This is a genomic window from Streptomyces marinisediminis (assembly GCF_026262575.1).
GTDB classification, from domain to species: Bacteria; Actinomycetota; Actinomycetes; order Streptomycetales; family Streptomycetaceae; genus Streptomyces; species Streptomyces marinisediminis.
Window position 1 is genome coordinate 57,674 of record NZ_JAPKFL010000005.1, and the last position, 25,318, is coordinate 82,991.

17 protein-coding genes and 2 riboswitches are annotated in these 25,318 nt (G+C 75.2%); of the genes, 2 read left to right on the top strand and 15 right to left on the bottom strand.

What is annotated here, in order from left to right; genetic code table 11:
* Positions 1-272 precede the first annotated feature (272 nt).
* Positions 273-2,543 carry a catalase gene (locus OSB71_RS05710; protein ID WP_265944882.1) on the top strand — a complete coding sequence of 757 codons (2,271 nt, stop codon included), beginning with the start codon at positions 273-275 and terminating at the stop codon, positions 2,541-2,543.
* A gap of 188 nt (positions 2,544-2,731) precedes the next feature.
* On the opposite strand, the gene bla is transcribed toward OSB71_RS05710, so the two are convergent.
* The gene (bla, locus tag OSB71_RS05715) at positions 2,732-3,667 is read right to left on the bottom strand and encodes a class A beta-lactamase (RefSeq protein WP_265944884.1); all 936 of its coding nucleotides are present in this window, start codon (positions 3,665-3,667) and stop codon (positions 2,732-2,734) included.
* A gap of 18 nt (positions 3,668-3,685) precedes the next feature.
* The gene (locus tag OSB71_RS05720) at positions 3,686-4,576 is read right to left on the bottom strand and encodes an SDR family oxidoreductase (protein WP_265944887.1); all 891 of its coding nucleotides are present in this window, start codon (positions 4,574-4,576) and stop codon (positions 3,686-3,688) included.
* 312 nt (positions 4,577-4,888) lie between these two features.
* Here OSB71_RS05720 and OSB71_RS05725 point away from each other — a divergent pair, with 312 nt between their 5' ends.
* Positions 4,889-5,914 carry a ferric reductase-like transmembrane domain-containing protein gene (locus OSB71_RS05725; RefSeq protein WP_265944889.1) on the top strand — a complete coding sequence of 342 codons (1,026 nt, stop codon included), beginning with the start codon at positions 4,889-4,891 and terminating at the stop codon, positions 5,912-5,914.
* A gap of 31 nt (positions 5,915-5,945) precedes the next feature.
* Here the strand turns inward: OSB71_RS05725 and OSB71_RS05730 are convergent, their stop codons facing one another.
* From OSB71_RS05730 to OSB71_RS05790, 13 genes are all read right to left on the bottom strand, one after another.
* Positions 5,946-6,737 (bottom strand): ABC transporter ATP-binding protein, encoded by a 792-nt coding sequence (locus tag OSB71_RS05730; protein ID WP_265944891.1) that lies wholly within the window; start codon positions 6,735-6,737, stop codon positions 5,946-5,948.
* A complete protein-coding gene (locus OSB71_RS05735) occupies positions 6,734-7,852 on the bottom strand; it encodes a FecCD family ABC transporter permease (RefSeq protein ID WP_265944893.1) in 1,119 nt (372 codons plus the stop codon). Before OSB71_RS05735 ends, OSB71_RS05730 begins: the two co-directional genes overlap by 4 nt.
* A complete protein-coding gene (locus OSB71_RS05740; RefSeq protein ID WP_265944895.1) occupies positions 7,849-8,907 on the bottom strand; it encodes an ABC transporter substrate-binding protein in 1,059 nt (352 codons plus the stop codon). Before OSB71_RS05740 ends, OSB71_RS05735 begins: the two co-directional genes overlap by 4 nt.
* 29 nt (positions 8,908-8,936) lie before the next feature.
* Positions 8,937-9,119: riboswitch (cobalamin riboswitch) on the bottom strand.
* Between the two features lie 58 nt (positions 9,120-9,177).
* Positions 9,178-9,936 (bottom strand): class I SAM-dependent methyltransferase, encoded by a 759-nt coding sequence (locus tag OSB71_RS05745; RefSeq protein ID WP_265944897.1) that lies wholly within the window; start codon positions 9,934-9,936, stop codon positions 9,178-9,180.
* The gene (locus OSB71_RS05750; protein ID WP_265944899.1) at positions 9,933-11,381 is read right to left on the bottom strand and encodes an MFS transporter; all 1,449 of its coding nucleotides are present in this window, start codon (positions 11,379-11,381) and stop codon (positions 9,933-9,935) included. The genes OSB71_RS05745 and OSB71_RS05750 overlap by 4 nt, the downstream gene beginning before the upstream one ends.
* Positions 11,374-12,618, bottom strand: coding sequence for an ATP-grasp domain-containing protein (locus OSB71_RS05755; protein WP_265944901.1), 1,245 nt, complete (start codon positions 12,616-12,618; stop codon positions 11,374-11,376). Before OSB71_RS05755 ends, OSB71_RS05750 begins: the two co-directional genes overlap by 8 nt.
* The gene (locus OSB71_RS05760; RefSeq protein WP_265944903.1) at positions 12,615-13,637 is read right to left on the bottom strand and encodes a pyridoxal-phosphate dependent enzyme; all 1,023 of its coding nucleotides are present in this window, start codon (positions 13,635-13,637) and stop codon (positions 12,615-12,617) included. The genes OSB71_RS05755 and OSB71_RS05760 overlap by 4 nt, the downstream gene beginning before the upstream one ends.
* Entirely contained in the window at positions 13,634-14,521 is an 888-nt protein-coding gene (locus OSB71_RS05765) for a GHMP family kinase ATP-binding protein (protein WP_265944905.1), read from the bottom strand. The genes OSB71_RS05760 and OSB71_RS05765 overlap by 4 nt, the downstream gene beginning before the upstream one ends.
* A 215-nt stretch (positions 14,522-14,736) precedes the next feature.
* Positions 14,737-14,884, bottom strand: a riboswitch (cobalamin riboswitch).
* Positions 14,885-15,107: 223 nt separating this feature from the next.
* Entirely contained in the window at positions 15,108-17,240 is a 2,133-nt protein-coding gene (locus tag OSB71_RS05770; protein ID WP_265944907.1) for a SpoIIE family protein phosphatase, read from the bottom strand.
* Positions 17,241-17,908: 668 nt separating this feature from the next.
* Entirely contained in the window at positions 17,909-20,041 is a 2,133-nt protein-coding gene (gene betT / locus OSB71_RS05775) for a choline BCCT transporter BetT (protein ID WP_323055251.1), read from the bottom strand.
* A gap of 263 nt (positions 20,042-20,304) precedes the next feature.
* Positions 20,305-23,685, bottom strand: a complete 3,381-nt coding sequence (locus tag OSB71_RS05780; protein ID WP_265944910.1) for a pyruvate carboxylase — start codon at positions 23,683-23,685, stop codon at positions 20,305-20,307.
* A 327-nt stretch (positions 23,686-24,012) separates the two neighbouring features.
* Positions 24,013-24,450 carry a DUF4873 domain-containing protein gene (locus OSB71_RS05785; RefSeq protein WP_265944912.1) on the bottom strand — a complete coding sequence of 146 codons (438 nt, stop codon included), beginning with the start codon at positions 24,448-24,450 and terminating at the stop codon, positions 24,013-24,015.
* 14 nt (positions 24,451-24,464) lie between these two features.
* Complete coding sequence (locus tag OSB71_RS05790) at positions 24,465-25,232, bottom strand: TetR/AcrR family transcriptional regulator (RefSeq protein ID WP_265944914.1); 768 nt, start codon at positions 25,230-25,232, stop codon at positions 24,465-24,467.
* Between the last annotated feature and the right edge of the window lie 86 nt (positions 25,233-25,318).

The following is a 25,318-nucleotide window of genomic DNA, read 5'->3' on the forward strand; positions in this document are numbered from 1 at the left end:
GTTCGAGGGCGGACGCGACGACCTCCGCACGGGGTTCGGAAGTGAGCCCCGCCGCCGTCGGCCCGGACCGGTCCGGGCCGACGGTCGCCGTCCCCCCGCGCCCGTCGCCCGTGACCGGCGCCCGCCGCCCGTCCCGCTCCTTCGCCACCCCTCCCACCCGGTCCGCGCGGCCCGTCGCGGCGTGGCCGCACAGGCGTACCCGCCCGGCTCGTTTCAGGTGCGCGCAGCCGGTCACTTGGAGGGACGTTGCCGTATCACCAAGCGGAGGAACCATGGACAAGCCGAACCCGGTGAAGGCCGCCGTGGACAAGGCCGCGGAAGCGGTGCGCCCCACGGGGGAGAAACCGGAGGTGCCGGGCGCCCCGAGCAGCCAGCCCGCGCCGCTGGAGGAGCCCACCCGGCCCCGCGAGCCGCTGCCGCCCAAGCCCGACCAGACCGGCCCCGACACCTACACGCCCACCGGCAAGGCCACCGGCGTGGACCGGGAGGCGGTGGCGCAGAACGGCGAGTGGCTCACCACGGCCCAGGGGCTGCGGCTGCCCGACACCGACCACTCGCTGAAGGCGGGCCCGCGCGGCCCCGTGCTGCTCCAGGACCACCACCTGCGGGAGAAGATCACCCACTTCGACCACGAGCGCATCCCGGAGCGGGTGGTGCACGCGCGCGGCGCCGCCGCGCACGGGGTCTTCGTCGGCTACGGCACGGCCTCGAACGTCACCAAGGCCGCCTTCTTGGCCAAGGACGTCGAGACGCCGGTGTTCACGCGGTTCTCCACGGTGCTCGGCTCGCGCGGCTCGGCGGACACCGTGCGCGACACCCGCGGCTTCGCGACGAAGTTCTACACCACCGAGGGGACCTTCGACCTCGTCGGGAACAACATCCCGGTGTTCTTCATCCAGGACGCGATCAAGTTCCCCGACGTCATCCACGCCGGCAAGCCGCACCCGGACCGGGAGATCCCGCAGGCGCAGAGCGCCCACGACACCTTCTGGGACTTCGTCTCCCTGCACACCGAGGCCACGCACCACACGCTGTGGAACATGTCCGACCGCGGCATCCCGCGCTCGTACCGGACGATGGAGGGCTTCGGCGTCCACACCTTCCGGCTGGTCAACGCCGAGGGCGCGACGACGCTGGTGAAGTTCCACTGGAAGCCCAAGGCGGGCGTGCACTCGATGGTCTGGGAGGAGGCGCAGCTCACCAGCGGCATGGACCCCGACTTCCACCGCCGCGACCTCGCCGACGCCATCGAGGCGGGCGCGTACCCGCAGTGGGAGCTGGGCATCCAGACCTTCCCCGACACCCCGGAGCAGACGTTCGAGGGCATCGACCTGCTGGACGCCACCAAGATCGTCCCCGAGGAGCTCGCACCGGTCCAGCCGATCGGGCTGCTGACGCTCAACGGCAACCCGAGCAACTTCTTCGCGGAGACCGAGCAGGTCGCCTTCCACCCGGGCCACCTGGTGCCGGGCATCGACGTCACCGACGACCCGCTGCTGGCCGGGCGCCTGTTCTCCTACATCGACACCCAGATCACCCGGCTGGGCGGCCCCAACTTCGCCCAGCTCCCGATCAACCGGACGCACGCGCCCGTCAACGACATGACGCGCGACGGCATGCACCAGACGGCCGTCCACCGCGGCGTGGCCCCCTACCACCCCAACTCGCTGGACGGCGGCTGCCCGTTCCTGGCCGGGGCGGACGTGGGCGGGTACGTCGAGGTGCCGCGCGAGGTCGCCGCGTCCGCCAAGGTGCGCGAGGCACCGGCCTCCTTCGCCGACCACTTCAGCCACCCCCGGCGCTTCTGGCTCAGCCTCACCCCGGTGGAGCAGGAGCACGTCATCGCGGCCTACACCTTCGAACTGGGCAAGTGCTACGAGCAGGCGGTCAAGGAGCGCCAGCTCCGGGTGCTGGCCAACATCGACCCCGTGCTGTGCGGCGCGGTCGCCGAGGGGCTGGGCCTGCCCGCCCCGGAGGCGTCCGAGCCGCTCGCGGACGTCGAACCGAGCCCGGCGCTCGCCCAGATCGGCGAGGAGTGGCCCACCACGGGCCGGATCATCGGCATCGTCGTCGACCCGGAGAGCGACCTGTCGGCCGTGCGGGAGGTGCGGCAGGCGGTGCTCGACGCCTCGATGGTGCCCCTGCTCATCGCGCCCACCGGCGGTACGGTCGGCACCGGCGAGGAGGCGCTCACCGTCCAGCGCACCTTCGCCACCGCCCGCTCGATCGAGTTCGACGCCCTGCTGTTCGCGGCCAACCCGGCCCCCGGCGGCGACGCCAAGGGGGCCCGCGACGCCCGGGCCGGCGTCGAGGTGCCCGGCGCGGGGACCGACCCGCGGGTGCTGCTGCTCGCCGACGAGGCGTTCCGGCACGCCAAGGCGCTGGGCGCCTGGGCGGACGGCACGCAGGCGCTGCGCGCGGCCGGCATCGACACCGGCGCCCCCGGCGTCGTCACCGGCTCCGGCGGGACGGACGTGCTGCGCGAGGTGACCACCCTGCTGTCCCGGCACCGGGTCTGGGACCGCTTCCCCGCGTCCGTCTGACGGCGCACGATCGCGGGCTCCGGACACGTCCGCCGTGTCCGGAGCCCGCGCGTCCCGGCCCGTCCCGGGCGGCCCGGGACGGGCCCCGCGCGCGGTGGCGCGCGGCGCCGCGGCGTCCGTGGGGCCGAGACCTCCCGGGTGTCCTGGGTGTTCGGCGCCACCACAGCGCCGGTCAGCCGGTCAGTCCGTCAGCCCGTCAGCCCCAGGCCGTGGGGGCCGACGGCGACGCGGGCGGCGTCGGCGAGCAGCGCCTCGTCGGTCCCGGCGTCGGGGGTCCGGCGGTCGGAGAGCACGGCGAGGGCCACCCGGGTGCCGTCCGGCGCCCAGGTGACGGCGACGTCGTTGAGCGTGCCGTAGCGGCCGGAGCCCGTCTTGTCCCCGGTGGCCCAGGACGGGGGCAGGCCCGCCCGGATGCGGCGGGTGCCCGTGGTGGTGGCCCGCAGCCACGCGGTGACCCGCTCGCGTCCGGCCGCGGGGAGCGCCGGGCCCAGCACCATGGCCCGGTAGCCCTCGGCGATCGCGGCGGGGGTGGTGGTGTCCCGCTCGTCACCGGGCTCGGCGCTGTTGAGCTCCGGCTCGCGCCGGTCCAGTCGGGTGACCTCGTCACCGATGGCGCGGGCGAAGCGGGTGACACCGGCGGGGCCGCCCAGCAGGGCGAGCAGGTGGTTGGCGGCCGCGTTGTCGCTGACCGTCACCGCCGCCTCGCACAGTTCCGCGACGGTCATCGCCTGGCCGACCCGCTCCCGGGTGACCGGGCTGTGCGGCAGGATGTCCCCGGCGCCGATGGCCACGGGCCGGGCGAAGAACGCGCCGTCGGGGGCGTGTTCGCGCAGGAGCGCGCCCGCCGCGTAGGTCTTGAACGTGGAGCACATCGCGAACCGCTCGCCCTGGCGGTGGCCGATCCGCTCCCCGGTGCGGTGGTTGACGGCGTAGACGCCGAGCCGGGCGCCGTAGCGGCGCTCCAGCTCGGCGAACGGGGCGGCCTCCGGACGCCGCCCGGCCGCCGGGTCCGCGGAGCCGGACGGCGGCGCCGGGCGCGCGGCCGGGGAGCACGCGCCGAGCAGCGGGGGCAGCAGGAGTCCGGTCAGCAGGGTGCGCCGGCTCGGCGGTGCGGTGCGGGTCACGAGGTCCTCCGGGCGGGGTCAGGAGATCGGCGTACCGCCGGTGGCGTTGACGATCTCTCCGGTGATGTAGCTCGCCTGCTGGGACGCGAGGAAGACGTAGGCCGGTGCCATCTCGGCGGGCTGGGCCGGCCGGCCCAGCGGTGCCTGCTTGCCGAACTGCACCGTGTCCGGCAGCGTCGCCGGGATCAGCGGCGTCCACACCGGGCCCGGGGCGACGGCGTTGACCCGTACGCCGCGCTCGGCGAGCATCTGGGCCAGCCCCTGGGTGAACGTGGCGATGGCCCCCTTGGTCGTCGCGTAGTCCAGCAGGTGCGGGCTGGCCTTGAACGCCTGCACGGAGGTGGTGTTGATGATGCTGCCGCCCTCGGGGATGTGCGGCACGGCCATCTTGCACAGCCAGAACATGCCGTAGACGTTGGTGCGCATCACCCGGTCGAACTGCTCGGTGGTGATGGCCTCGATGCCCTCGGGCTGCGACATCTGGAAGGCCGCGTTGTTCACCAGGACGTCGATGCGCCCGAACTCCGCCACGGCCCGGTCGACCAGCGCGCGGCAGTTGGCCTCTTCGCGGATGTCGCAGGAGACCGCGACGGCCCGGCGCCCGGCGTCCTGGACCAGACGCGTGGTCTCCCGGGCGTCCTCGGCCTCCGCCTCCAGGTAGGTGAACAGCACGTCGGCGCCCTCGCGGGCGAAGGCGAGCGCCACGGCCCGGCCGATGCCCGAGTCGCCTCCGGTGATGAGGGCCGCGCGGCCCTCCAGCTTGCCGCTGCCGCGGTAGGAGTCCTCGCCGTGGTCGGGCGGCGGGTCCATCGGCCCGGTCCAGCCCGGGTGCGCCTGGTCCTGCGCGGGCAGGTCCGGCCGCGGGTACCGCTCGGCGGGGTTCGGCTGCGCCGGGTGCTCGTCTGCCACAGGGGCCTCCTCGGTGTCCGTGTCGTCGTCCCGCGGAAATACGCGGCCCGCCGCGCGGGCGGGTCGGCAGACGCGTTCCCGCCGCCGCGGCGCTGATACCTCCCTTACGCCGAACAGCCGCCCGCCCCAGCCCGTGCCCCGCCGCCGCGCGCGGCGTGGGGCACGGCCGGGACGCCGGCGGTGGGAGGCCCAAAACGGTGCGGGCGAGCGTTTTCGGACGTGTGTCCGACCCGCCTCTCACCATCAAGGGGCTGCACCACCACAATGGTTCGGACCACCGCTTCCGTCCGCCGTTCACCGGAAGGTCCAGCCATGCACACCGACGCGACACCCGAGCAGGAGCCCGCGGCCCATCGGCCGGACGAGCACCGGAGCACACCGCGGACCAGGCTCCCCGCGGACCTGCGCGCGGCGCTCCCGGACGCGGGTGCGGCGGTGGGCGTCACCGCCGCGGTGTTCGTCCTGCTGTACGTGCGCATGCGCGAGGGGACCTCCGCGACGGTCGCGGTCATGCCGTTCATGGACGACCCCGCCACCTTCTGGATGTACCTGCTCAGCCAGGCGTTCGGCTGGTCGGCGCTGCTGTGGGCCTGGGGGACGGTCATGCTGGGCCTGCTGCTGTCCGGCCCCCGGCCGGGCCGACCGCGCGTGGGCCGCGGCACGCTGGAGCGCTGGCACCGCACGACCAGCCTGACCACCCTCGCCCTGATGTTCGCCCACGCCCTGCTCTTCGCCGCCGAACTCGTGCGGTACGAAGCCCAGTTGGCCTGGGGTGCGCGGCTGTGGTCCGCGTTCGTGGACACCTTCGTGCCCTTCGGCTACGACACCGGCACCGGCCAGATCGCCATCCCCATCGGGCAGGGCGCGCTCTACCTCGGGCTGCCGCTGGGGCTGCTGTTCTACGCCCGGCACCGCATCGGCCCGGCCACCTGGCGCCGCCTGCACCGGTTCGTCCTCGTCGTCTACGTGCTGAGCGTGTGGCACACCCTGCTGTACGGCACCAACGTCTGGTACGGAGAGTGGCCCCGCACGGTGCTGTGGCTGCTGCAACTGCCCGTGGCCGTGCTGCTCCTGCTGCGGCTGCTGCGGCCCGCCCGGCGGTCCCAGCGGCTGCGCGCGCCGGGAGGCGACGGCGGGGCGGCGCGCTCGGCCTGGGCGGTGCGCGCGCTCGGCCGGGCCGCCGCGGGTGCCGTCGTCGTCGGCCTGCTCGCGGTGGTGCTCAGCGGCCACGACGGCGGACGGACGCGCCCCGCGCCCCAGGAGCGCCCCGCCACGCCGCCGCACGACCACGACGGCGACCACGACGGCGGTCAGGGCCACGACCACGACGGCGGCTGACGCCGGGTGCGGGCGCGCCGCCGGCGCCGCCTCAGCCGGGGGGCGGCGTCTCGGCGGGCAGGAAGGTGACCTGCGGCGCGCCGGTGCGCGGGTGCACCGCGACCTCGCTCGCCACGCCGTACACCGCCGCCAGCAGGGCCGGGGTGAGCACCTCCCGCGGCGTGCCGCGTGCGGTGACCTCGCCGTCGCGCAGCACGTAGAGCCGGTCGCAGTAGTACGCGGCCAGGTTGAGGTCGTGCAGCGCCACCAGCACCGTCGCCGGCAGGCTGCGCAGGGTCCCCAGGACCTCCAACTGGTGCCGCACGTCCAGGTGGTTGGTGGGTTCGTCCAGCACCAGCAGGGTCGGCTGCTGGGCCAGGGCCCGGGCGATGAGCACGCGCTGCCGCTCCCCGCCGGACAGCCGGTCGAAGGGGCGGTCGGCCAGCTCCGTGGCGTCCACCGCGGCCAGCGCGTCGGCGATCAGGCGGCCGTCCTCCTCGGTGTCGCCGTCCAGCAGCCGCTTGTGCGGGGTGCGGCCCATGGCCACGACGTCGCGCACGCTCAGATCGAAGCCGGCGCCGGGGTCCTGGACCACGGCGGCCAGCGTCCGGGCCAGCCGTCGCACCGGCAGCGACCAGGCGTTCGCCCCGTCCACCCGGACGCGCCCGGCGTCCGGCCGCAGGACCCGGTAGACGGCGCGCAGCAGGGAGGACTTGCCGCTCCCGTTGGGGCCGACCAGACCCACCACCTCGCCGGGGCGCGCGGTCAGCGACACGTCCCGGACCAGGTGGCGCGCCCCGGCGCGCAGCGTGACGCCCTCGACGTCGAGCTCGGCGGCGCTCATCCCGCCCCCCGCCCGTCGGCGCGCCGGGCGTCGCGGCGCATCAGCAGCAGGAAGAACGGCCCGCCGCACAGCGCCGTCAGGACCCCGACCGGGATCTCCATGGGCGCGGCGACGGTGCGGGCCGCGACGTCGGCCCACACCAGGAACACCGCACCGGCCAGCGCGGCCGTCGGCAGCACCCGGCGGTGGTCGCCGCCGACGAACAGGCGCACGATGTGCGGCATCATCAGCCCGACGAAGCCGATCGGCCCCGCCGAGGCCACCAGCACCCCCGTCACCAGGGACAGCAGCACGAACATGCGGGCGCGGAACCGGGCCACGTCCAGCCCCATCGTCGTGGCCGCCTCCTCGCCGGCCAGCAGCAGGTTCAGCGCCCTGGAGCGCACCAGCAGCGCGCCGAGGCCCAGCAGCAGCGCCGCGGCGGGCAGCCACAGCGTGCCCCACCTCACGCCGCCGAGGCCGCCGAGCGTCCAGGCGAGCACCGTGCGGGCCTGGTTCCCCCGGTCGGCGGTGAGCAGGAGCAGGTCCATCACCGCGGTGAGCACGGCGGCCACCGCCACGCCGGAGAGCACCAACCGGATGGAGGTGATCCGCCCGCCCGCCCGGGCCGTGGCGTACACCACCGACAGGGCGAGCAGCGCCCCGGCGAACGCGGACACCGACAGCGACAGCGGCCCGAACAGGCTGACCCCGGAGACGATCACCACCACGGCGCCCAGCGACGCGCCCGAGGACACCCCCAGCAGGTACGGCTCGGCCAGCGGGTTGCGCACCAGCGCCTGCATGGCCGCGCCCACCACGGCGAGCCCCGCGCCGGTGACCGCGCCCAGCAGCACGCGCGGGGCCCGCACCTCCAGCACGATCGTCTCGCGCGCCGAGGACCACACCGGTGGCGACCAGTCGGCGCCCAGCCCGTGCCCCACGATGCCCCACACCTGGCCGGGCGGCACGTACACCGAGCCGATGCCCACCCCGGCGGTGAGGGTGGCCAGCAGCAGCGCGCCCAGCGCGGCCAGGGTCAGCAGGTAGGCCCGCCGCCCGCGGGGGGCCGCCGCGCGTCCCGCCGCCGGGGGCCGGGAGGGGGCCGCGGGCGCCGTGCGGGTGGGCAGCGTCACCGGAAGCGCTCGGGGTGCAGGGCGCGGGCCAGCTCCGCCACGGCGTGCGGGGGCCGGACGCCGACCAGCGTCGCGGTCAGCGGCAGCACGGCGAACCGCTCGTTGCGGATGGCCGGCACGTCCGCGAGCGCGGGCTGGGAGAGCAGGAACTCCCGCTTCTCGGCCACGCTCCCGGCGCCCGGGTAGTCGTGGAGCACGATGACCTCGGGCCGGCGGGCGACGACCTGCTCCCAGGAGGCGTCGCCGAAGACCTCGTCGAGGTCGGCGAAGACGTTGCGCCCGCCCGCCAGCTCGATGATCTCGGTGCCCATGCTCCTGCCCCCGGCGGTGTAGGCGGCCTTGTCGCCGCTGTCGTAGACGAACACCGGCACCTGTCGGGCGCCCGCCACCGCCTCGGTGGTCCGGTCGACGCGCCGCTCCAGGTCGGTGACCAGGTCCTCGGCCCGCTCCGGCACGCCGAAGATGTCGCCGATGGTGCGGATCTCGGCGTAGGCGTCGGCCATGGAGACCCGCCCCGCGCCGCAGTACTCGCGGTTGAGGTGGGTGTCGATGCCCGCGTCCGCGAACGCCTCGCGCGAGCGGCCCTCGTTCTCGGCGAACGCGCTGCCGTAGCCGCCGTAGACGAAGTCCGGCCCGGCCTCCAGCACCGTCTCGAAGGACGGCTCCTTCTCGGCGAGCCGGGGCAGGGCGGCGTAGGCCTCCCGGTGCTCGGGCAGGGTGGGGGGGTCGGGGAAGGCGGTGCCGACCATCCGGTCCTGGAGCCCGAGCGCCAGCATCAGTTCGGCGGGGTGCTGGTGGATGGTGACCGCGCGGGAGGGCGGTTCGGTGTACGTCGTGGTGACGTCGCAGTTGTCGACGGTGAGCGGGAAACCCGCCGCGGCGGGCCCCGCGGCGCGGTCGCCGGCGTCGCCGTCCGCGGCACCGCACCCGGCCAGCAGGGTGACGAGGGCGACGGCGGCGACGGCCGGTGCCGTGCCGCGACGGCGTCGGCGCCCCCCGGCGGCCGGTGGCGGCGGGGCGGTGGGCGAGGGGGAACGGTGCGTGCCGTGGTGCATGGGAAGCCTCCGGGGAGTCCGCGCTCCGCAGATCGGGCCCGCGACGGGCACGTTTCCTGACTCCCGGATCGACGTTCCCCCTGGCCTTCCCGCGTGGTGCGCAGTGGCGTGCTCGAAGGGTTCCACTCCCCGGTCACAGTGGCGGGACCGTGCCGGCATCGCACCGGCTTCCGTGTCCCGTCGCGGTGATGACCTGGTGATACTACGTTCTTGCGAACCCGTCGCAACAGGGCGCTCGCCGCAACAGCGGGCGCCCCCGGCGCTCGCCCGTCAGTCCGGCCGGACGGCGCGCAGCACCAGCCGCTCGGCGTCCTGGTCGTAGGGGCGCCCGTCGAAGCCGCCGAAGACCTCCACGCCCGCGAACCCGGCCTCCTCGACCATCGCCCGCAGCTCCACCGCGCTGTAGACGAACCACACCAGGCTCGCCCGCGTCACCCGGTCGCCGCGCACCAGCACCCAGTCGCTGCGCAGCCGGGCCCAGTCGTCCAGCACGGTGTCGCTCTGCACGAGCAGGTCGGCGCCGCGCCGGACCACCTTCGGCGGCACCACCTTGCGGGCCAGCAGCTCCTTCCCGGCCACGTCCAGCACGAGCGTGCCGCCGGGGGCCAGGCAGTCGCGCATGGCGGTCAGCACCCGCCGGTTGTCGGCCGGGTCGGCGAAGTACCCGAAGGAGGTGAACATGTTCAGCACGGCGTCGAAGGCCCCGGGCTCCGCGAACTCCCGGGCGTCGCAGCGGACGTACCGGGCCGCCACCCCCGCCTCGGCCGTCAGCTCGCGGGCCCGCTCCAGCATGGCGGGGCTGAGGTCCACGCCGGTGACGGCGAACCCGCGCCGGGCGAGCGGCACCGTGAACACCCCGGGGCCGCAGCACAGGTCCAGCACCCGGGCCCCGTCGGCGAAGGACAGCAGGGGCGAGGTGGCGAGCAACTCCTCGGCCTGGGCGAAGCGCTGTTCGGAGAAGAGGAAGTCGTAGAACCCGGTCCAGAACTCGTCGTCCTGGAATCCCGCGGTCCGCGTCTGCTGGGTCATCGGCGTTCAGCGTTCCCTTCGTGTGGTGCCGGCCCGGTCGTGGCCGGTCGTGTGGGGCCCGGGTCGAGGCCGCCCGCGGGGGCGGCGACCGGGCCGGCGCCCGGCGGGCCGTCGCGCCGCGGGCGGTCGGCTCCGCGTCCGGCCGCCGGGGCGGCCTCGCGGCTCTCGCCCCCGGCGCGCCGCCCGCGCCCGACGAGCAGCAGCAGCGGGGGTAGCAGCAGGCACTGGGCCGCGGCCCACAGCCAGAACCAGCCGGTGTCGCCGACGGCTTCGCCCAGGCCGTAGAGCTGCCCGCCCAGCACCCCGCTGGCCCCGGCGCCCAGCCCGGCGGCCAGCCGCTGCTGGCCGAAGACGACGGCGTCCGAGCGCGGGCTGCGCCGCAGCGCCTCCAGGTCGTTCTTGAGGAACAGCACGATGTCGCCCGCGGTGATCAGCGCCCCGCCCGCCAGCAGCGCGGCCCTGGTGCCCACCGAGAGCACCGCGAGCCCGGCGGCCAGCGCCGCGAACCCCGCCGCGAGCGCCACCGGGTAGGGCGTGCGCTGGATCAGCCCGGAGGCGAGCGGCTGGACGACGATGACCAGCACGAAGCAGGTGAGCAGCACCAGACTGTAGAAGGCGGCGGACGCGCGCTCGACGGCGTACACGGCCAGGTAGTGCTGGAAGTGGAAGTACAGGTAGAACACCAGCGCGTTGGCGGCGAACGGCAGGACGGCCACCCCGGCCAGCAGCCCCCGCCCGCCCGACGCGGCCCGATCGCCCGGCGCGGCCCGCCCGCCCGACGCCGCCCCCGAGCCCGCCCCGGCGTCCGGGGCACCGCTCGCCTCCGGGGCCGCGCCCGCGCCCGGCGAACCGGCCGCCGGGAGCCGGGCGTGGCCCACCGTCACCAGGGCGAACAGCACCGCGACGGCGACGAACAGCGGCCCCGGAGCCGTCAGCACGAACGGACCGGCGATCAGCGGCCCCACCGCCATGCCCGCGTTGAGCGCCGCGTTGCCCACCGACAGGAAGACCGGTCGCCGCTCCTCGTCCACCCCGTGCACCAGGTACGCCTTGTTGGCGGGCAGGTACAGCGCCGCGCCGCAGCACGTCAGCACCAGGGCCCCCACCGCCAGCGGCGGCCACCGCAGGGCCAGCGCCAGCCCCACGAACCCGGCGGTGCGGACGACCAGCGCCCACACCATCGTCCGGCGCAGCCCGATCCGCTCGGCCAGGGCCCCGCCCAGGACGCCGCCGGAGAACTGCACCAGGGAGGCGACGGCCAGCACCGCCCCGACCGCGCCGAGCCCCATCCCCAGCCGCTGGTGCAGGAACACCGACATGAAGGGCAGCACCATGAAGCTGCCCAGCGGGATCAGGAACGAACTGGCCAGCAGGAAGCGCAGCGGCCCGGTCAGCCGGGCCAGGGTGGCCGGCACCGACGGCCCGCCGCCGTGCCGTTCACGCACCGGCGGCCCGCCCGGTCCCCCGCGGGAGCGGCTCGGTCAGCACGCGCACGGCGTTGGCGGCGGCCACGGCGCAGTGGGTGGCCAGCTCGGCCGTCTCGGCCTCCGCGTAGACGATGCCGGCGTAGCCCCGGCTGTCCTCCAGGTGCTCCACCACCTCGCCCGTCCGCTTGACGGGGTACCAGGCCGGGGCGCCCGGCATGTCCGCCAGCCGCTCCAGCCCCGCGACGCCGGTGAACACCCCGGGGCGTTCGGGGTAGCCCAGCACGAAGGCGACGGCCGGGCCGCCCGGGAACGCCTCGTCCAGCAGCCGGGGCCGCCGACCCAGCGCCGCCTCCACCATCGCCTCGTACACGTTGCGTCCGAGCGCGCGGCACAGGCCCTCCCCGACCAGCGCGCCGCCGATGCGCGGGTTGACCTCCACCACCTCGGGGCCCGCGGAGGTCAGCGCGAACTCCACGTGCGCGAAGCGGTCGGTGTAGCCGATGGCGGCCAGTACCTCGCCGAGCCACCGCTCCAGCTCCGCGCGGCGCGGCTCGGGGAACGCCACGGGGAACGCGGTGATCTCCTCCCGGAAGCGCGGCTCGGGCGACATCAGCCGGCTGGAGACGCCCAGCAGCCGGGTGCGCCCGGCCCAGGTGAGCGTCTCGGCGCTGTAGACGGGGCCGGAGAAGTACGGTTCGGCGAACAGCCGGCCCTTCAACGTCCGGCCGCGCGCCGTGCGCAGGACCGCCGCCAGCTCCCGTTCGTCGCGCACCAGCCAGACGTTCTGGCTGCCGGTGCCCGCGGTGTCCTTCACGATCGCGGGGAATCCGGCCTCCTTGGGCAGCAGCTCCGCCAGGTCGGCGCCGTCGGCCTCGACGGCGCGCGCCCGGGTCAGCCCGGCGGCGTGCAGCAGGTCGCGCACGGCCGCCTTGTCCCGGGCCAGCCGCAGCACGGCCGGGTCCAGGCCGGGCAGTCCGAAGCGGGCCGTCAGCTCGGCGCCGACCAGCATCCAGGTGTCGGTGGAGCTGATCAGCCCGCGCAGCCCGGGGGCGCGCCGCAGCTCGGCCGCGACGGCCTCGGTGTCGAAGGTGTCCACCTCCACCACGTCCAGGGCGCCCTCGGGCAGCCGCTCCAGCTCGTACGCGTAGAAGCCGGCATCCCGGGTCAGCAGCCGCAGCCGCTCGCCGAGGCCGTCGGCGGCGCGCACGAGGCGCCCCAGGCCGAAGGTGAGTGCTTCCAGGCAGGCCACGGTCACGCCGCCGGCTCCTTCCAGTGCTGCGGGCAGGGGGTGCGGTTCCACGCCATCGTGGACCAGGGCATGGCCATCTCCTCGGGGGCGGCCACCTCGACGGGCTTGAGCGCGGCCGGGTCCAGCGCCTCGGCGTGCCGGGCGTACACCCGCTCGACGTAGCGGTGCCCGGTGTCGGCGCCGATCACCAGGTGCAGCGTCTCGGGCTGCCGCCGGGCCTCGTGGGCGGCGGCCAGGTACGCGGCGCCGGTGGACAGCCCGGCGAACACGGCGTGCTCCCGCAGCAGCGCCACGGTGCCGGACATCGCGTGGGCGAAGTCCATCCAGTGGATCGCGTCGTACAGGGCGTGGCGGACGTTGTCGAAGACGATCGACGAGCCGATCCCGGCGATGATCGCCTCCGGGTCGTGGTGGTCCTGGCTGCCGAAGGTGACGCTGCCGAACGGCTGCACCCCCACCAGCCGCACCGAGGGGTCCCGGCGGCGCAGGTGCTCCACGAGCCCGCCCGTCGAGGCGCCCGACCCGACGCCGCCGACGACGGCCAGCCGGTGCCCGGCGACCGCCGCGGCCACCGCGTCGGCGACCTCGCGGTAGCCGACGTAGTGCACCGCGTCGTGGTACTGGCGCATCCAGTGCACGTCCGGACGCTCGGCGAGGATGCGCCGCACCCGCCGCACCCGCAGCTCCTGGTCGAGCTTCAGGTTGGCCGACGGCCTGACCTGCTCCACCGTGGCGCCCAGCACCTCCAACTGGGCACGCGTGGTGGTGTCGACGGTGGTGGACGCCACGATGTGGCAGCGCAGGCCGTAGCGGTGGCAGGCCAGCGCCAGGGCGTAGGCGTAGATGCCGCTGGAGCTGTCGACGAGCGTCTGCCCGCGCCGGATCGTGCCGCGCTCCAGCAGGGTGCGGACGGCGGCGAGCGCGGAGTAGATCTTCATGGACTCGAACCGCAGCAGCACCATCTGGTCGGTGAGCCGGACGAGGTCGGGGGTCTTGAGCGCGTCGGTGATGTGGGGGTGTATCACCCGTAGCCTCCTTGGGCGAATGAGCACTGGTGGCCGAGCGAGTGGAAGAACGCGGACAGCTCGTCCCGCAGCGCGGGCCCGGGACGGCGGGAGAAGAGGTAGCCGATCAGCGAGCCGGTGTGGGCGACGAAGACCCCGTCCGCCCCGAACGCCTCGCGGTGCGCCAGCACGGGGCCGAACGCCCGCTTGGGCAGCGCCTCCTGGGACAGCCGGGCGCTGGTGGTCGCCGCGCGGGCCACGGCCGCCGGGTCGGTGGCCGCGAACCCCTTGAGCAGATCCGTCAGGCACCGCTCGTACTCCGCGGCGTGGGCCCGGTAGGCGCGCAGCAGCAGGGGCGTGACGGCGGCCGTGTCCACGCTCCCCGGCTCCGTGACGAACGCCGTGTGGAAACCGATCGCCGTGCCCAGGCGCCGCACCACCCGGTGCCGGCCGCTCAGGTACAGCGTGTACTCGTCGAGGAAGACGCTGTCGGACCGCTCGATGGCGGAGAGGACGCCGGTCACGGTGTCCGGGTCGTAGGGGAGGGCGAAGATCTGGAACAGGCAGCGCAGGGTGGCGACGATGTCGGCCGTGGAGCTGGCCATCCCCACGCCGACGCGCAGGTCGGAGTGGACGCCGAAGCGCCCCGGCGGCAGCGTGAGCCCGTAGCGCTCCAGGAACAGTTCGGCGGCCTTCGCCGCCTTCGCCCCCAGGGGCGGGGCGCCCGCCGCCTCGGCGCCGTGGGTGAAGTGCACGAAGGAGTACCGCTCCACGGGGAAGGACACCAGCGCGACGTCGGGTTCCGCGCCGCCGTGCCACAGCGGGCCCTGGAACAGCTCCCCGAGCGTGCCCTGGCACACGCCCGAGGACGTGCGCCGCGGGGGCGCCTGGCCGGGCGTCAGCATCGCGGGCCCCCGTCGTCCGGGCGCGCGCGGCTGGGCCGGGCGGCCGCTTGGCCGCATCCGGGGGTCACGCACAAACCCTCCCTCGCCGTCCCGTGGACCACGGGAGCAGGGCAGGCCGAGCCGCGTCGCCTGCGCGCACACCGGCCTCCCACCGTCGACCCTGTCCTCGAGGTCACCGTGCACAGCACGTGCCGCGCGGGCACGTGCGCAGTGGCAGGTCTTCGGACTCGTGGGCCTGCCGGGGCGCTCGCCCCGGCACCTACTGACCGTCGCTTCCCGGACCGGGCACCGGTCCAGTGCAGATGACGGCGGTCGTTCCCACTCACCGCTGCGGGACAGTCCCGGACTCGCACCGGGTTCCCTCTTGCGACGCCTCCGCCTGGCGGGCGGCGCGTACCGACTGCGCGGCTCAGCCTAAGGCGCAACCGCGGGCCGCGACAGAGGGCCTCGGTGCCCCGCCGGAACGGCCGCGCCCGAGCGGCCCGGCGACCGGGCCGCGGCACGCGCTCCCGGGCCGCGGCACGCGCTCCCGCGCCGCGGCACGTGCTCCCGCGCCGCGCGGCCGGGCCCGCCCCGGCGCGGCCCGTCAGGTCAGGCGCAGCAGGAGCAGGGCGACGTCGTCGGTGTGCTCGCCCGCGTACCGGCGCGCGTGCTGGAGCAGGTCGTCGGCCAGGGGGTCCAGGGAGCGGGCGGGGGTGCGGGACAGGTGCGCGGCCAGGTCCTCCAGCACGTCGTCCGGATCGGCCCCCGGGGACTCCACCAGGCCGTCGGTGTAGAACACGAGCACCGCGCCCGGCGGCAGCGCCAGCTCCACCTGCTCGTACGGCGTCTCGGCGACGATGCCCAGCAGCAGTCCCGGGGCCGGGCGCAGCACCTCGGTGCGGCCGTCCGGGTGGCGCAGCAGCGGCGGCGGATGGCCGGCCGAGGCCAGGCAGAGCTGGTGCCCGGTCACGTCCAGGCGGGCGTAGAGGCAACTGGTGAACAGCTCGGGTTCGAGGTCGTTCAGCAGCCGGTTGGTGCGCGCGAGCACCTCCCGCGGCGAGGCCCCGGAGCTGGCGTGGGCGTGCACCGCGGTGCGCACCTGGCCCATGAGCGCGGCCGCCGTCACGTTGTGCCCCTGCACGTCCCCGATCACCGCCGCCGCGCCCGCGCCCGCGCCGCGCAGCGGGATGACGTCGTAGAAGTCGCCGCCGATGTCCATGCCGTGGGTGGCCGGCAGGTAGCGTGCCGCCACCTCGAGACCGGGCACCGAGGGCAGCGTGTGCGGCAGCAGCGCCGACTGCAGGCCCCGGGCGATCCGGTACTGCCGGTCGTAGGTGCGGGCCCGGTCCAGCGCCTGCGCGACGAGGCCGCTCAGCGAGGTCAGCGCGGCACGCTCCTCGGCGCTGAACGGGTGCGGCTGGTCGTAGGCGATCAGCCAGCAGCCCACCGGGCGCCCGGAGGCGATCAGCGGCAGGAACGCCCACGCCGCCCTGCTGGCCATGCCGATCGTGGCGGGGTAGGCGTCCTCCAGCTCCTCGCGGGAGGCGAAGAAGGACGGCACCCCGGTGGTGAGCGCCTGTCCGGCCGGTGTCCGGCCGGACACCGGCATGTTGTGGAAGCGCTCGCGCGTGCGGGCGCTGTAGCCGTGGGAGCCGACGATGCGCAGCCGGCCGTCCTCGGTCACCAGCAGCGCGAGCGCCTGCGCGTCGTAGGCGGGCAGGATGTGGTCGGCCACCAGGTCCACCACGTCGCGCACGCCGACCGCCTCGGTCAGCGCGCCGGCCAGGTGCATCAGGTGGTAGAGCGTGCCCGCCCGGCCGGGACCGGCCGTCGGCGGGCGGGTGGGCGGCGCGTGGGTGTCCGTGCCCTGGAACCGCGTGACGCGCACGCTGATCCCGTCGGCGTCCGGGTGGAGCTCGAAGGCGAGCGGCCCGCCGGGCGCCCGTCCGGCGACGAAGGAGACGGCCTCGCGGCTGACCAGCGCCGCCCGGTAGCGGTCCTCGTACACCGGGTCGTCCAGCCAGGTCAGCAGCTCCCACGGCCGGGCGCCCAGCAGCCGCTCGGCCGGCGTCCCCAGCAGCTCCGCCGCCCGGGCCGTGACGAAGGTGACCCGGCCGTCCAGGTCCAGTGCGCAGGCGCCCTCCGGGAGCCGCTGGAGGTAGGCGGCGGCCCCGGCGCCCGCGCCCCGCCCCTCGTCCGGGGCCCCGGCCCACGGCCCGGGCAGGCCGCGCGGCCGGTCGCCCGTGCGGATGCGCTCCCCGGCCTCGTCGGCCACGTGGAGCAGCCGGGCCAGCCGCCCGCTCAGCGCGGCGATCCGGGCCCGCTCACCGGCCTCCAGCACCTCCGGCCTGGCTCCCGGCCACAGCAGCAGCACCGCGCCCCAGCACCCGGCCTCGGTCACCAGCGGCGCGGCGGCCAGCTTGAACGGGTAGGGCAGGACGAGCGCCGCGCGCGGATAGCGCCGGGCCATCTCGCCCTCGCCGCCCACCCACACCAGGTCGCCGGTGCGCACCGCGTCGGCCACCGGCAGCGGCACGCCGGTGTGCAGCCGCGCCCACAGCTCGGCGACCTCGGGCGGCACCCCGGAGAGGACGTCGAGGTTCAGGAGCTGCCCGCCGTGCTCCAGCAGGTACACCCCGCCCACGTGCGCCCCGGTGTCCCGCAGGAGCTGGAGGAAGACCTGGTCCATGAGCTGCCGCGCGAAGTCCGCCCCCTCGTGCCCCGCGTCCTGGGCCATCACCACGGCACCTCTCGGCCCGGCATCCGTCTGCACGGCTCCATACGCCGACGATAGGCGCGTCCGGGCCACCCGGCACGCCGACGCCCTCGCCCCCGCCCGCCCCGCCCGGCGGGCCCGCGGGGCGTCCTCGCCCGGTGCGCCTGCCTGGTGCCCTGCGCGCCCGCCGGGCGAGCCCGTCCGACCCGCTCACCCGGCGAGCCGCGCGCCGGGTGAGCGCGTCGGGCGTCCCCCTCCGGCGCGCCCGTCCGAGGCGCTCGCCCCACGGGCGTGACGGGCGCCTCCGCTCGGCGCGCCCGCCCGGCGTGTCGCCCGGGCCCGGCCCGCTCTCCCGCGTCGAGGAGACCCCGGCCGGGTGGCGCACCCGGGTCTTCGCGGCCGTCCGCCTGACTCGGCCCGGCTGCCCGGCTGCCCGGCTGCCCGGCTGCCCGGCTCGCCCGGTGGCCCGGCTCGCCCGGTGGCCCGACGGGGCCCGGCCGTTCCGGTCGGCCGGAGACCCCGCCCCCGCGCCGCAGGACGGTTCCGGCGGCTTCGGCCGTCGCGCCGGTTCGGGCCGGACGGCGGCCCCGGGCCCCCGGCGGCTCCGGCCGCCGGGGGCCGCCCCGCGGTCTCCGCCGGTCCGGTCGTCCGGCGGCTCCGCCGCGGCGGGGGCTCCGGGGCGGGTGGCGTCAGCGCTCGGTCTCCGGGATGTGGACCTCGGCGGTGTCGGGCCGGTGGTCCGGGAGCGAGGAGTGCGCCGTCGCCTCCCGGTGCAGGCGCAGGAACTCCAGGTGCCGCTCGTACTGGTCGAGGATGTCGGCGATGAGCTGCTCCTTGCTGTAGCCCATCACGTTGTAGCCCTGGCTGCCCTCGGCGAGCTGCACCTCGAACCGCACGTAGGTGTCGTGCTGGGTGACCGAGCGGGTGGCGAACGCGGGCGTGGGCGTCTCGATGGGCCACACCCGGTAGACGAACTCCTCGCGGCGTCCGATGGGCACCTGCAGGCCCACGTGCGGCAGCCCGAGGTCCTCGTCCATCTCCTCGGTGACCTGCGCCTCCACGTCCTGCTCCAGCAGCTCGTCGGCGACCTCCCGGAACGCCGGGCGGACCGCCTCGTCGACGAACCGCGCGGCGTGCCGGCGGCCGGGGAAGCTCATCGTCCGCGCCAGCCGCTGCCGCCAGTTGCGCTGGGCCGTCTCGCCGCGGTGCGTGGTACGACCGGACAGCGACGACGGCAGGGTGGCCGTCAGCGCCTCGTCGCGCATGCGTTCCAGCCTCAGCGCCTTGTAGAGCCCGGCGATGATCAGGAACATCACGAAGGAGAACGGCAGCCCCATGATGATCGTCGCGCTGGTGAGCGCGTCCACGCCGCCGACGATCAGCATGGCCAGCGTCAGCAGGCCCGTCGCGATGGCCCAGAAGATGCGGACCCAGGGCGTCGCGTCCGTCAGCGGGGTCGGCAGGTGGGAGGAGAGGTTGCCCATGACCAGCGCGCCGGAGTCGGCGGAGGTCACGTACAGCAGCAGGCCGACGAAGGTGGCCAGACCCGCGCTGAACAGCGCGCCCGGGTACTGTTCGAGCAGCCCGTAGAAGCCCTGCTCGGGGAGGTCCATGGCCGTCTGGCCGAACTCCCGGTTGCCGTCGCGGATGACGCTGAGCGCGCTGTTGCCGAAGACGGACAGGAAGACGAGCGTGAACAGGAACGGGATGATCAGCGTCGCCGCGACGAACTCGCGGATCGTGCGCCCCTTGGAGATGCGCGCGAGGAACATCCCGACGAACGGCGCCCACGCCACCCACCAGGCCCAGAAGAACAGCGTCCACGCGTTGAGCCACTCGGTGGGCTGGTCGTAGGCGAAGGTGTTGAGCGTCATCGACGGGAAGCGGCTCACGTAGTCGCCGATGTTGAGGATCAGGCTGTTCAGCAGCCGGATCGGGTTGCCGACCGCCAGGATGAAGCCCATCAGCAGCACGGCCAGCAGCACGTTGAGCTGCGACAGGCGCCGGATGCCCCGGTCGACGCCGGCCACCGCCGAGACGGTGGCCATGACCACGGCGACGACGATGAGGCCGATCTGCGCGGCGAGCCCCTCGTCCACGCCGAACAGGACGTTCAGCCCGTAGTTGAGCTGCACGACGCCGATGCCCAGCGACACCGAGATGCCGAACACCGTGCCGATGATGGCCGCGAGGTCGACGCCGTCGCCGATCTTGCCGTAGACGCGGCGGCCGATGATGGGGTACAGCGCCGAGCGGATCGCCAGGGGGAGGCGGTAGCGGAAGGCGAAGTAGCCCAGCGCCATGCCCATCAGCGCGTACATGGCCCAGCCGGTGATGCCGTAGTGGAACAGCGTCCACACCACCGCCTGCCGGGCCGCCTCGATGGTCTCCGGGTCGCCCTCGGGCGGCGCCAGGTAGTGGGTGACGGGGCCGGAGACGGAGAAGAACATCAGGTCGATGCCGATGCCCGCGGCGAAGAGCATCGCCGCCCACGCGAACAGCCCGTAGTCGGGCTTGGAGTGCTTGGGCCCGAGCTTGATCGTCCCGTACCGGGAGATCGCCACGAACAGCACGAAGACCAGGTAGAGCGTGGCGGCCAGGAAGTAGTACCAGCCGAAGCCGGTGCTGATCCAGTCCACGACCACGCCGATCGCGTTCTCGGCGCCCTGCGGTGTGATGATCGCCCAGACGGAGACGGCCAGGATCAGCACCGACGAGCCGAAGAAGACGACGCGTTTGAGCTCCGACTCACGCGCCGGTCTCGGCTCGTCGATGGCGGCGTCCTGCATGGGCGCGCCGGTTCCGGGTCCTTCGGTCGACACGAGTCACCCCTTGGTTGGCGGTGGCGGTGGACGGCGGGCACCGGCTCCCCGGCGCCCGCGTGCGGTCATACCCCTCGTGTTCGCGTGCGCAAGCACTGCAAGGCTTCACTAGCACCGCAAGGCTTCGCCACTCAACTTAGCCCGGAGCCACTCCATCGCACGGCGAGGCAGGTGCATTCGGCGCAACCGGGGGCCTGCCGCTCCGTCCGGATGGCTGCGGGGGGGAGGCGGCCACGCAGGCCGCCTCCCCCCGGAAAAACACCCTAAGGGGTGATCTCTACGAGCAGGTCACCGGCCTCCACCTGCTGGACGCCGCCGATCGCCAGCCGCCGGACCGTGCCCTTGGACTGGGCGGTGATGGAGGCCTCCATCTTCATGGCCTCGATGGTGGCCACCGTCTGGCCGGCCGCCACCTCGGCCCCCTCGGCGACCTGGAGGGTGACCACACCCGCAAACGGTGCCGCGACGTGCCGGTCGTTGCCCGGCTCGGCCTTCTCGGCCGCCTTGACCTCGCTGGCGACGGAGGTGTCGCGCACCGACACCGGGCGCAGCTGGCCGTTGAGCCGGGCCAGCAGGGTGCGGTAGCCGCGCTCGTCGGCGTCCGAGACGGCCTCCAGCTCGATGAGGAGCGTGACGCCCTGCTCCAGCGTGACCGTGTGCTCGACCTCGTGCTCCAGACCGTAGAAGAAGTCCTTCGTGGACAGCACCGAGGTGTCGCCGAAGCTCTCGCGGTGGGTCTGGAAGGACTTCGTCGGGGCGGGGAAGAGCAGCCGGTTCAGCGTGGCGCGCCGCGACCGCGCCAGGCCGCGCCGGTCCTCCTCGTCCAGCCGCGGCGGCTCGGCCTGCGGCGGGCGCGCCTGCAGGGCCCGGGTGCGGAAGGGCTCGGGCCAGCCGCCGGGCGGGTCGCCCAACTCGCCGCGCAGGAAGCCCACCACCGAGTCGGGCACGTCGAACTTGCCCGGATCGGCCTCGAAGTCGGCGGCCGTCACGCCCGCGCCGACCAGGTGCAGCGCGAGGTCCCCGACGACCTTGGAGGAGGGCGTCACCTTCACCAGCCGGCCCAGCATCCGGTCGGCGGCCGCGTAGCAGTCCTCGATCAGCTCGAACCGGTCGCCCAGGCCGAGCGCGATGGCCTGCTGCCGCAGGTTGGACAACTGGCCACCGGGGATCTCGTGGTGGTACACGCGCCCGGTCGGCGAGGCGAGGCCCGACTCGAACGGCGCGTACACCTTCCGCACGGCCTCCCAGTACGGCTCCAGGTCGCCCACGGCCTGGAGCGACAGGCCGGTCGCCCGCTCGGTGTGGTCGGTGGCCGCGACCAGCGCCGAGAGCGAGGGCTGACTGGTCGTCCCCGCCATGGAGGCGGTCGCCGCGTCCACCGCGTCGACACCGGCGTCGATGGCGGCCATCAGGGTGGCGAGCTGGCCGCCGGCCGTGTCGTGGGTGTGCAGGTGGACCGGCAGGTCGAAGCGCTCGCGCAACGCCGTCACCAGGGTGCGCGCCGCGTGCGGGCGCAGCAGGCCCGCCATGTCCTTGACCGCCAGCACGTGCGCCCCGGCCTCGACGATCTCCTCCGCGAGCCGCAGGTAGTAGTCGAGCGTGTAGAGCCGCTCCGCCGGGTCGGAGAGGTCGGCGGTGTAGCACAGCGCGACCTCGGCCACCGCGGTTCCGGTGGCCCGCACCGCGTCGATCGCGGGCCGCATCTGGGAGACGTCGTTGAGCGCGTCGAAGATGCGGAAGACGTCCATCCCCGTGGCGGCGGCCTCGGCGACGAAGGCGTCGGTGACCTCGGTGGGGTAGGGGGTGTACCCGACCGTGTTGCGCCCGCGCAGCAGCATCTGGGTGCACAGGTTCGGCACCGCCTCGCGCAGCGCGGCCAGCCGCTCCCACGGGTCTTCGGCCAGGAAGCGCAGCGCCACGTCGTAGGTGGCCCCGCCCCAGCACTCCAGGCTCAGCAGCTCCGGCGCGGTGCGGGCCACGTGCGGCGCGACGGCCAGCAGGTCCCGGGTGCGCACCCGGGTGGCCAGCAGCGACTGGTGCGCGTCCCGGAAGGTGGTGTCGGTGACGGCGACCTCGCGCCGGGCCCGCAGGTCGGCCGCGAACGCCTCGGGGCCGAGCGCCAGCAGCCGCTGCCGGGACCCTTCGGGCGGCGGCGCGCTCAGGTCCGTGGCCGGCAGCTTCTCCTGCGGCTCCACCACCCGCGGGCGCGGACCGTGCGGCTGGTTGACCGTCATGTCGGCCAGGTAGTGCAGGATGCGGCTGCCCCGGTCGGCGGGCGGGCGGGTGCGCAGCAGCTCGGGCCGCTCGTCGATGAAGGAGGTCGTGACGCGCCCCGCCTGGAAGTCGGGGTCCTCCAGCACCGCGCCGAGGAACGGCAGGTTCGTCGCCACGCCCCGGATACGGAACTCCGCGATGGCGCGCCGGGCCCGCCGCACCGCGTTGGCGTGGTCGTGCCCGTGGCAGCTCAGCTTGACCAGCAGCGAGTCGAAGTGCGCGGACACCGACGCGCCGGTGTGCACGGTGCCGCCGTCCAGCCGCACGCCCGGGCCGCCGGGGGAGCGGTAGGCGGAGATGGTGCCGGTGTCGGGGCGGAAGCCGTTGGTGGGGTCCTCGGTGGTCACGCGGCACTGCAACGCGGCCCCGGAGACGGTGATGCTCTCCTGCGTCAGACGCAGCTCCGGCAGCGTCCGCCCGGCGGCGATCCGGAGCTGGGCGATCACCAGGTCGCGGTCGGTGATCTGCTCGGTGACGGTGTGCTCGACCTGGATGCGCGGGTTCATCTCGATGAAGACGTGGTTGCCGCGCTCGTCGACGAGGAACTCCACGGTGCCCGCGTTGACGTACCCGATGTGCCGGGCGAAGGCGACGGCGTCCGCGCAGATCCGCTCCCGCAGCGCCGGGTCCAGGTTCGGCGCGGGCGCGATCTCCACCACCTTCTGGTGCCGCCGCTGCACCGAGCAGTCGCGCTCGTAGAGGTGGACGACGTCGCCCGCGGCGTCGGCGAGGACCTGCACCTCGATGTGGCGCGGGTTGACGACCGCCTGCTCCAAGAAGACCGTCGCGTCACCGAAGGCCGAGCGCGCCTCCCGCATGGCCGCCTCGATCGCGTCGCGCAGCCCGTCGCGCCGCTCGACGCGGCGCATCCCCCGGCCGCCACCGCCGGCGACCGCCTTGACGAACACCGGGAAGCCGATGTCCTCGGCCGCACCGACCAGCGCGTCCACGTCGGTGGAGGGCTCGGTGGAGCGCAGCACCGGGACCCCGGCCTCGCGCGCCGCGGCCACCGCCCGCGCCTTGTTGCCCGTCAGCTCCAGCACCGCGGAGGGCGGGCCGACGAAGGTGATGCCCTCCCGCGCGCAGGCCGCGGCCAGCTCCGGGTTCTCCGACAGGAAGCCGTAGCCGGGGTAGACGGCGTCCGCGCCCGCGCGGCGGGCGGCCTTGATGATCTCGTCCACGGACAGGTACGCGCGCACCGGGTGGCCGGGCTCGCCGATGCGGTACGCCTCGTCCGCCTTGGCGCGGTGCAGCGAGTTGCGGTCCTCGTGCGGGAAGACCGCCACCGTGGAGATGCCGAGCTCGAACGCCGCGCGGAACGCCCGGATCGCGATCTCTCCGCGATTGGCGACCAGTAGTTTGTCGAACATCTCGCTCCGAGTCGTGTGAGGTCCGGTGGCTGGCGACCCGGGCGTGGCCCGGGTCGGGGGAACCGTACCGTCCGGGGCGGGGTAGGTCATGTAACGATCAACACACCCTCCGCCGCGATCCCGGCCCACCGCGCCGACCGGAGCACCGCCGCGGCCCCGCCGTGCCGGGCGCCGGGCCGTCGCTCCCGTGCCGCCCGCGGCGTCGGCGGTCGCGGTGGCGTGCCGCTGCCCGCGCCGCCCGTCCGCGCCGGTCGGCGCGGACGGGCGGACGGGGGCCGGACGCCCCCCCCGGGTCCGCGCCGGGCGGATCCGGGCGGGCGCCGGCCGTTACCGGACCGGGTCCGCCCCCGGGGCTGGGCCCGCGGGCCCGGGCCCGCACGGCCGAGTCCGGACCGTGCTGAAGCCCACGGTGCGGAACGGGGGCCTGCTGGTGCCGGTGACCCGGTAGCGGCCCCAGAAGTCGGGGTCGGCGGCCTCGCCCCGGGCTTCGCCTTCGGGGGTGCGCACCGTCACCGCGGCCCGTCGGCCGCCCAGCGCCCGTGTCACCTCGGGGTCGGCCACCACCCGGCCGTACCAGCGGTAGAAGCCGTCGATCGGCTGGAAGTGGCCGCGCAGGTCGACGGTCACGGACACCTCGGTGTCTCCGACGACGAGGGTGGCGGGCCCTTGGTAGCCCTCCTCCCGGTGCTCCTCGGCGGGCGCGTCGTGGCGCGCGTCGGCCGGGCGCGGGCCGGGGGCGGGCTGGGTGGCGGGGGAGTGGGACATCGCGGTCTCCTCGGTCACGGGTGCGGTGCGGCGGCCGGGGCGGTGACGGGCCCGGCGGCGGGGGAGGCGGGGGCGGCGGCCGGGCCCGCGGCGTACGTGGACCCGGCACGGGCGGCCAGGGCGTCCTCGGGAGGGAGCGGCGTGCCGGGGTCGACCGTGACGCCACGCCGGCGCAGGAAGCCGTCGAAGCAGTCCCAGACGGCCTCGGCCAGCCGGTCGACGGTCTCGGCGCGGCCGGCGGCCCCGTGCTCCAGCCACCACTCGGCGGTGTTGTGCACCATGCCGACCACCGCGTGCGCCATCGGCTCGGCCCCGCGGGTGCCGAGCCCGAAGGCGAACAGGTAGGCGTCGAAGACCTGGGTGAGCGTCCGAGCCGCCAGCGTCTTGCCGCTGCGCACGCCCTGCCGTCCGCTGTCCGGCCCGGTCAGCAGCGTGCGGCTGACCAGCCGGTAGAGGTTGGGGTGTTCGTCCAGCAGGGAGAACAGCGCGTCGATCGCGCCCCTGATCCGTGCGGTGGGGGCGGCCGCCGGATCGGTCGCCGGTGCGAGCCGCTCCATCAGCATGGCCGTCAGCCGGACGTGCAGGGCCGCCAGCAGGTCGTCCTTGTCGGCGAAGTGGCGGTAGAGCACGGGCTTGCTGACGCCGGCCGCCGCGGCGACCCGCGCGACGCGCAGCTCCGGTCCGTGGGCGGCCAGGGCGCGCAGCGCGGCGTCGACGAACTCCTCGCGCCGCGCGGCACGGTGGGACCGCCAGCGCTCCTTGCGTCCGTCCACGGGCTGCACGCCGCCTCCGCTCTTGACTGGCCGTCTCGGACGTCTCATGCTACCCGAAGTAACAGTTACTTGAGGTAGCACGTACTCAGGCTGAC

Excerpts from the sequence above, each read along its gene's own strand:
- OSB71_RS05745 (WP_265944897.1), bottom strand. The coding sequence starts at position 9,936 with ATGACCCAGCAGACGCGGACCGCGGGATTCCAGGACGACGAGTTCTGG.
- OSB71_RS05785 (WP_265944912.1), bottom strand. The coding sequence starts at position 24,450 with ATGTCCCACTCCCCCGCCACCCAGCCCGCCCCCGGCCCGCGCCCGGCC.
- OSB71_RS05780 (WP_265944910.1), bottom strand. The coding sequence starts at position 23,685 with ATGTTCGACAAACTACTGGTCGCCAATCGCGGAGAGATCGCGATCCGG.
- OSB71_RS05725 (WP_265944889.1), top strand. The coding sequence starts at position 4,889 with ATGCACACCGACGCGACACCCGAGCAGGAGCCCGCGGCCCATCGGCCG.
- OSB71_RS05740 (WP_265944895.1), bottom strand. The coding sequence starts at position 8,907 with ATGCACCACGGCACGCACCGTTCCCCCTCGCCCACCGCCCCGCCGCCA.
- OSB71_RS05710 (WP_265944882.1), top strand. The coding sequence starts at position 273 with ATGGACAAGCCGAACCCGGTGAAGGCCGCCGTGGACAAGGCCGCGGAA.
- OSB71_RS05770 (WP_265944907.1), bottom strand. The coding sequence starts at position 17,240 with ATGGCCCAGGACGCGGGGCACGAGGGGGCGGACTTCGCGCGGCAGCTC.
- OSB71_RS05730 (WP_265944891.1), bottom strand. The coding sequence starts at position 6,737 with ATGAGCGCCGCCGAGCTCGACGTCGAGGGCGTCACGCTGCGCGCCGGG.
- OSB71_RS05765 (WP_265944905.1), bottom strand. The coding sequence starts at position 14,521 with ATGCTGACGCCCGGCCAGGCGCCCCCGCGGCGCACGTCCTCGGGCGTG.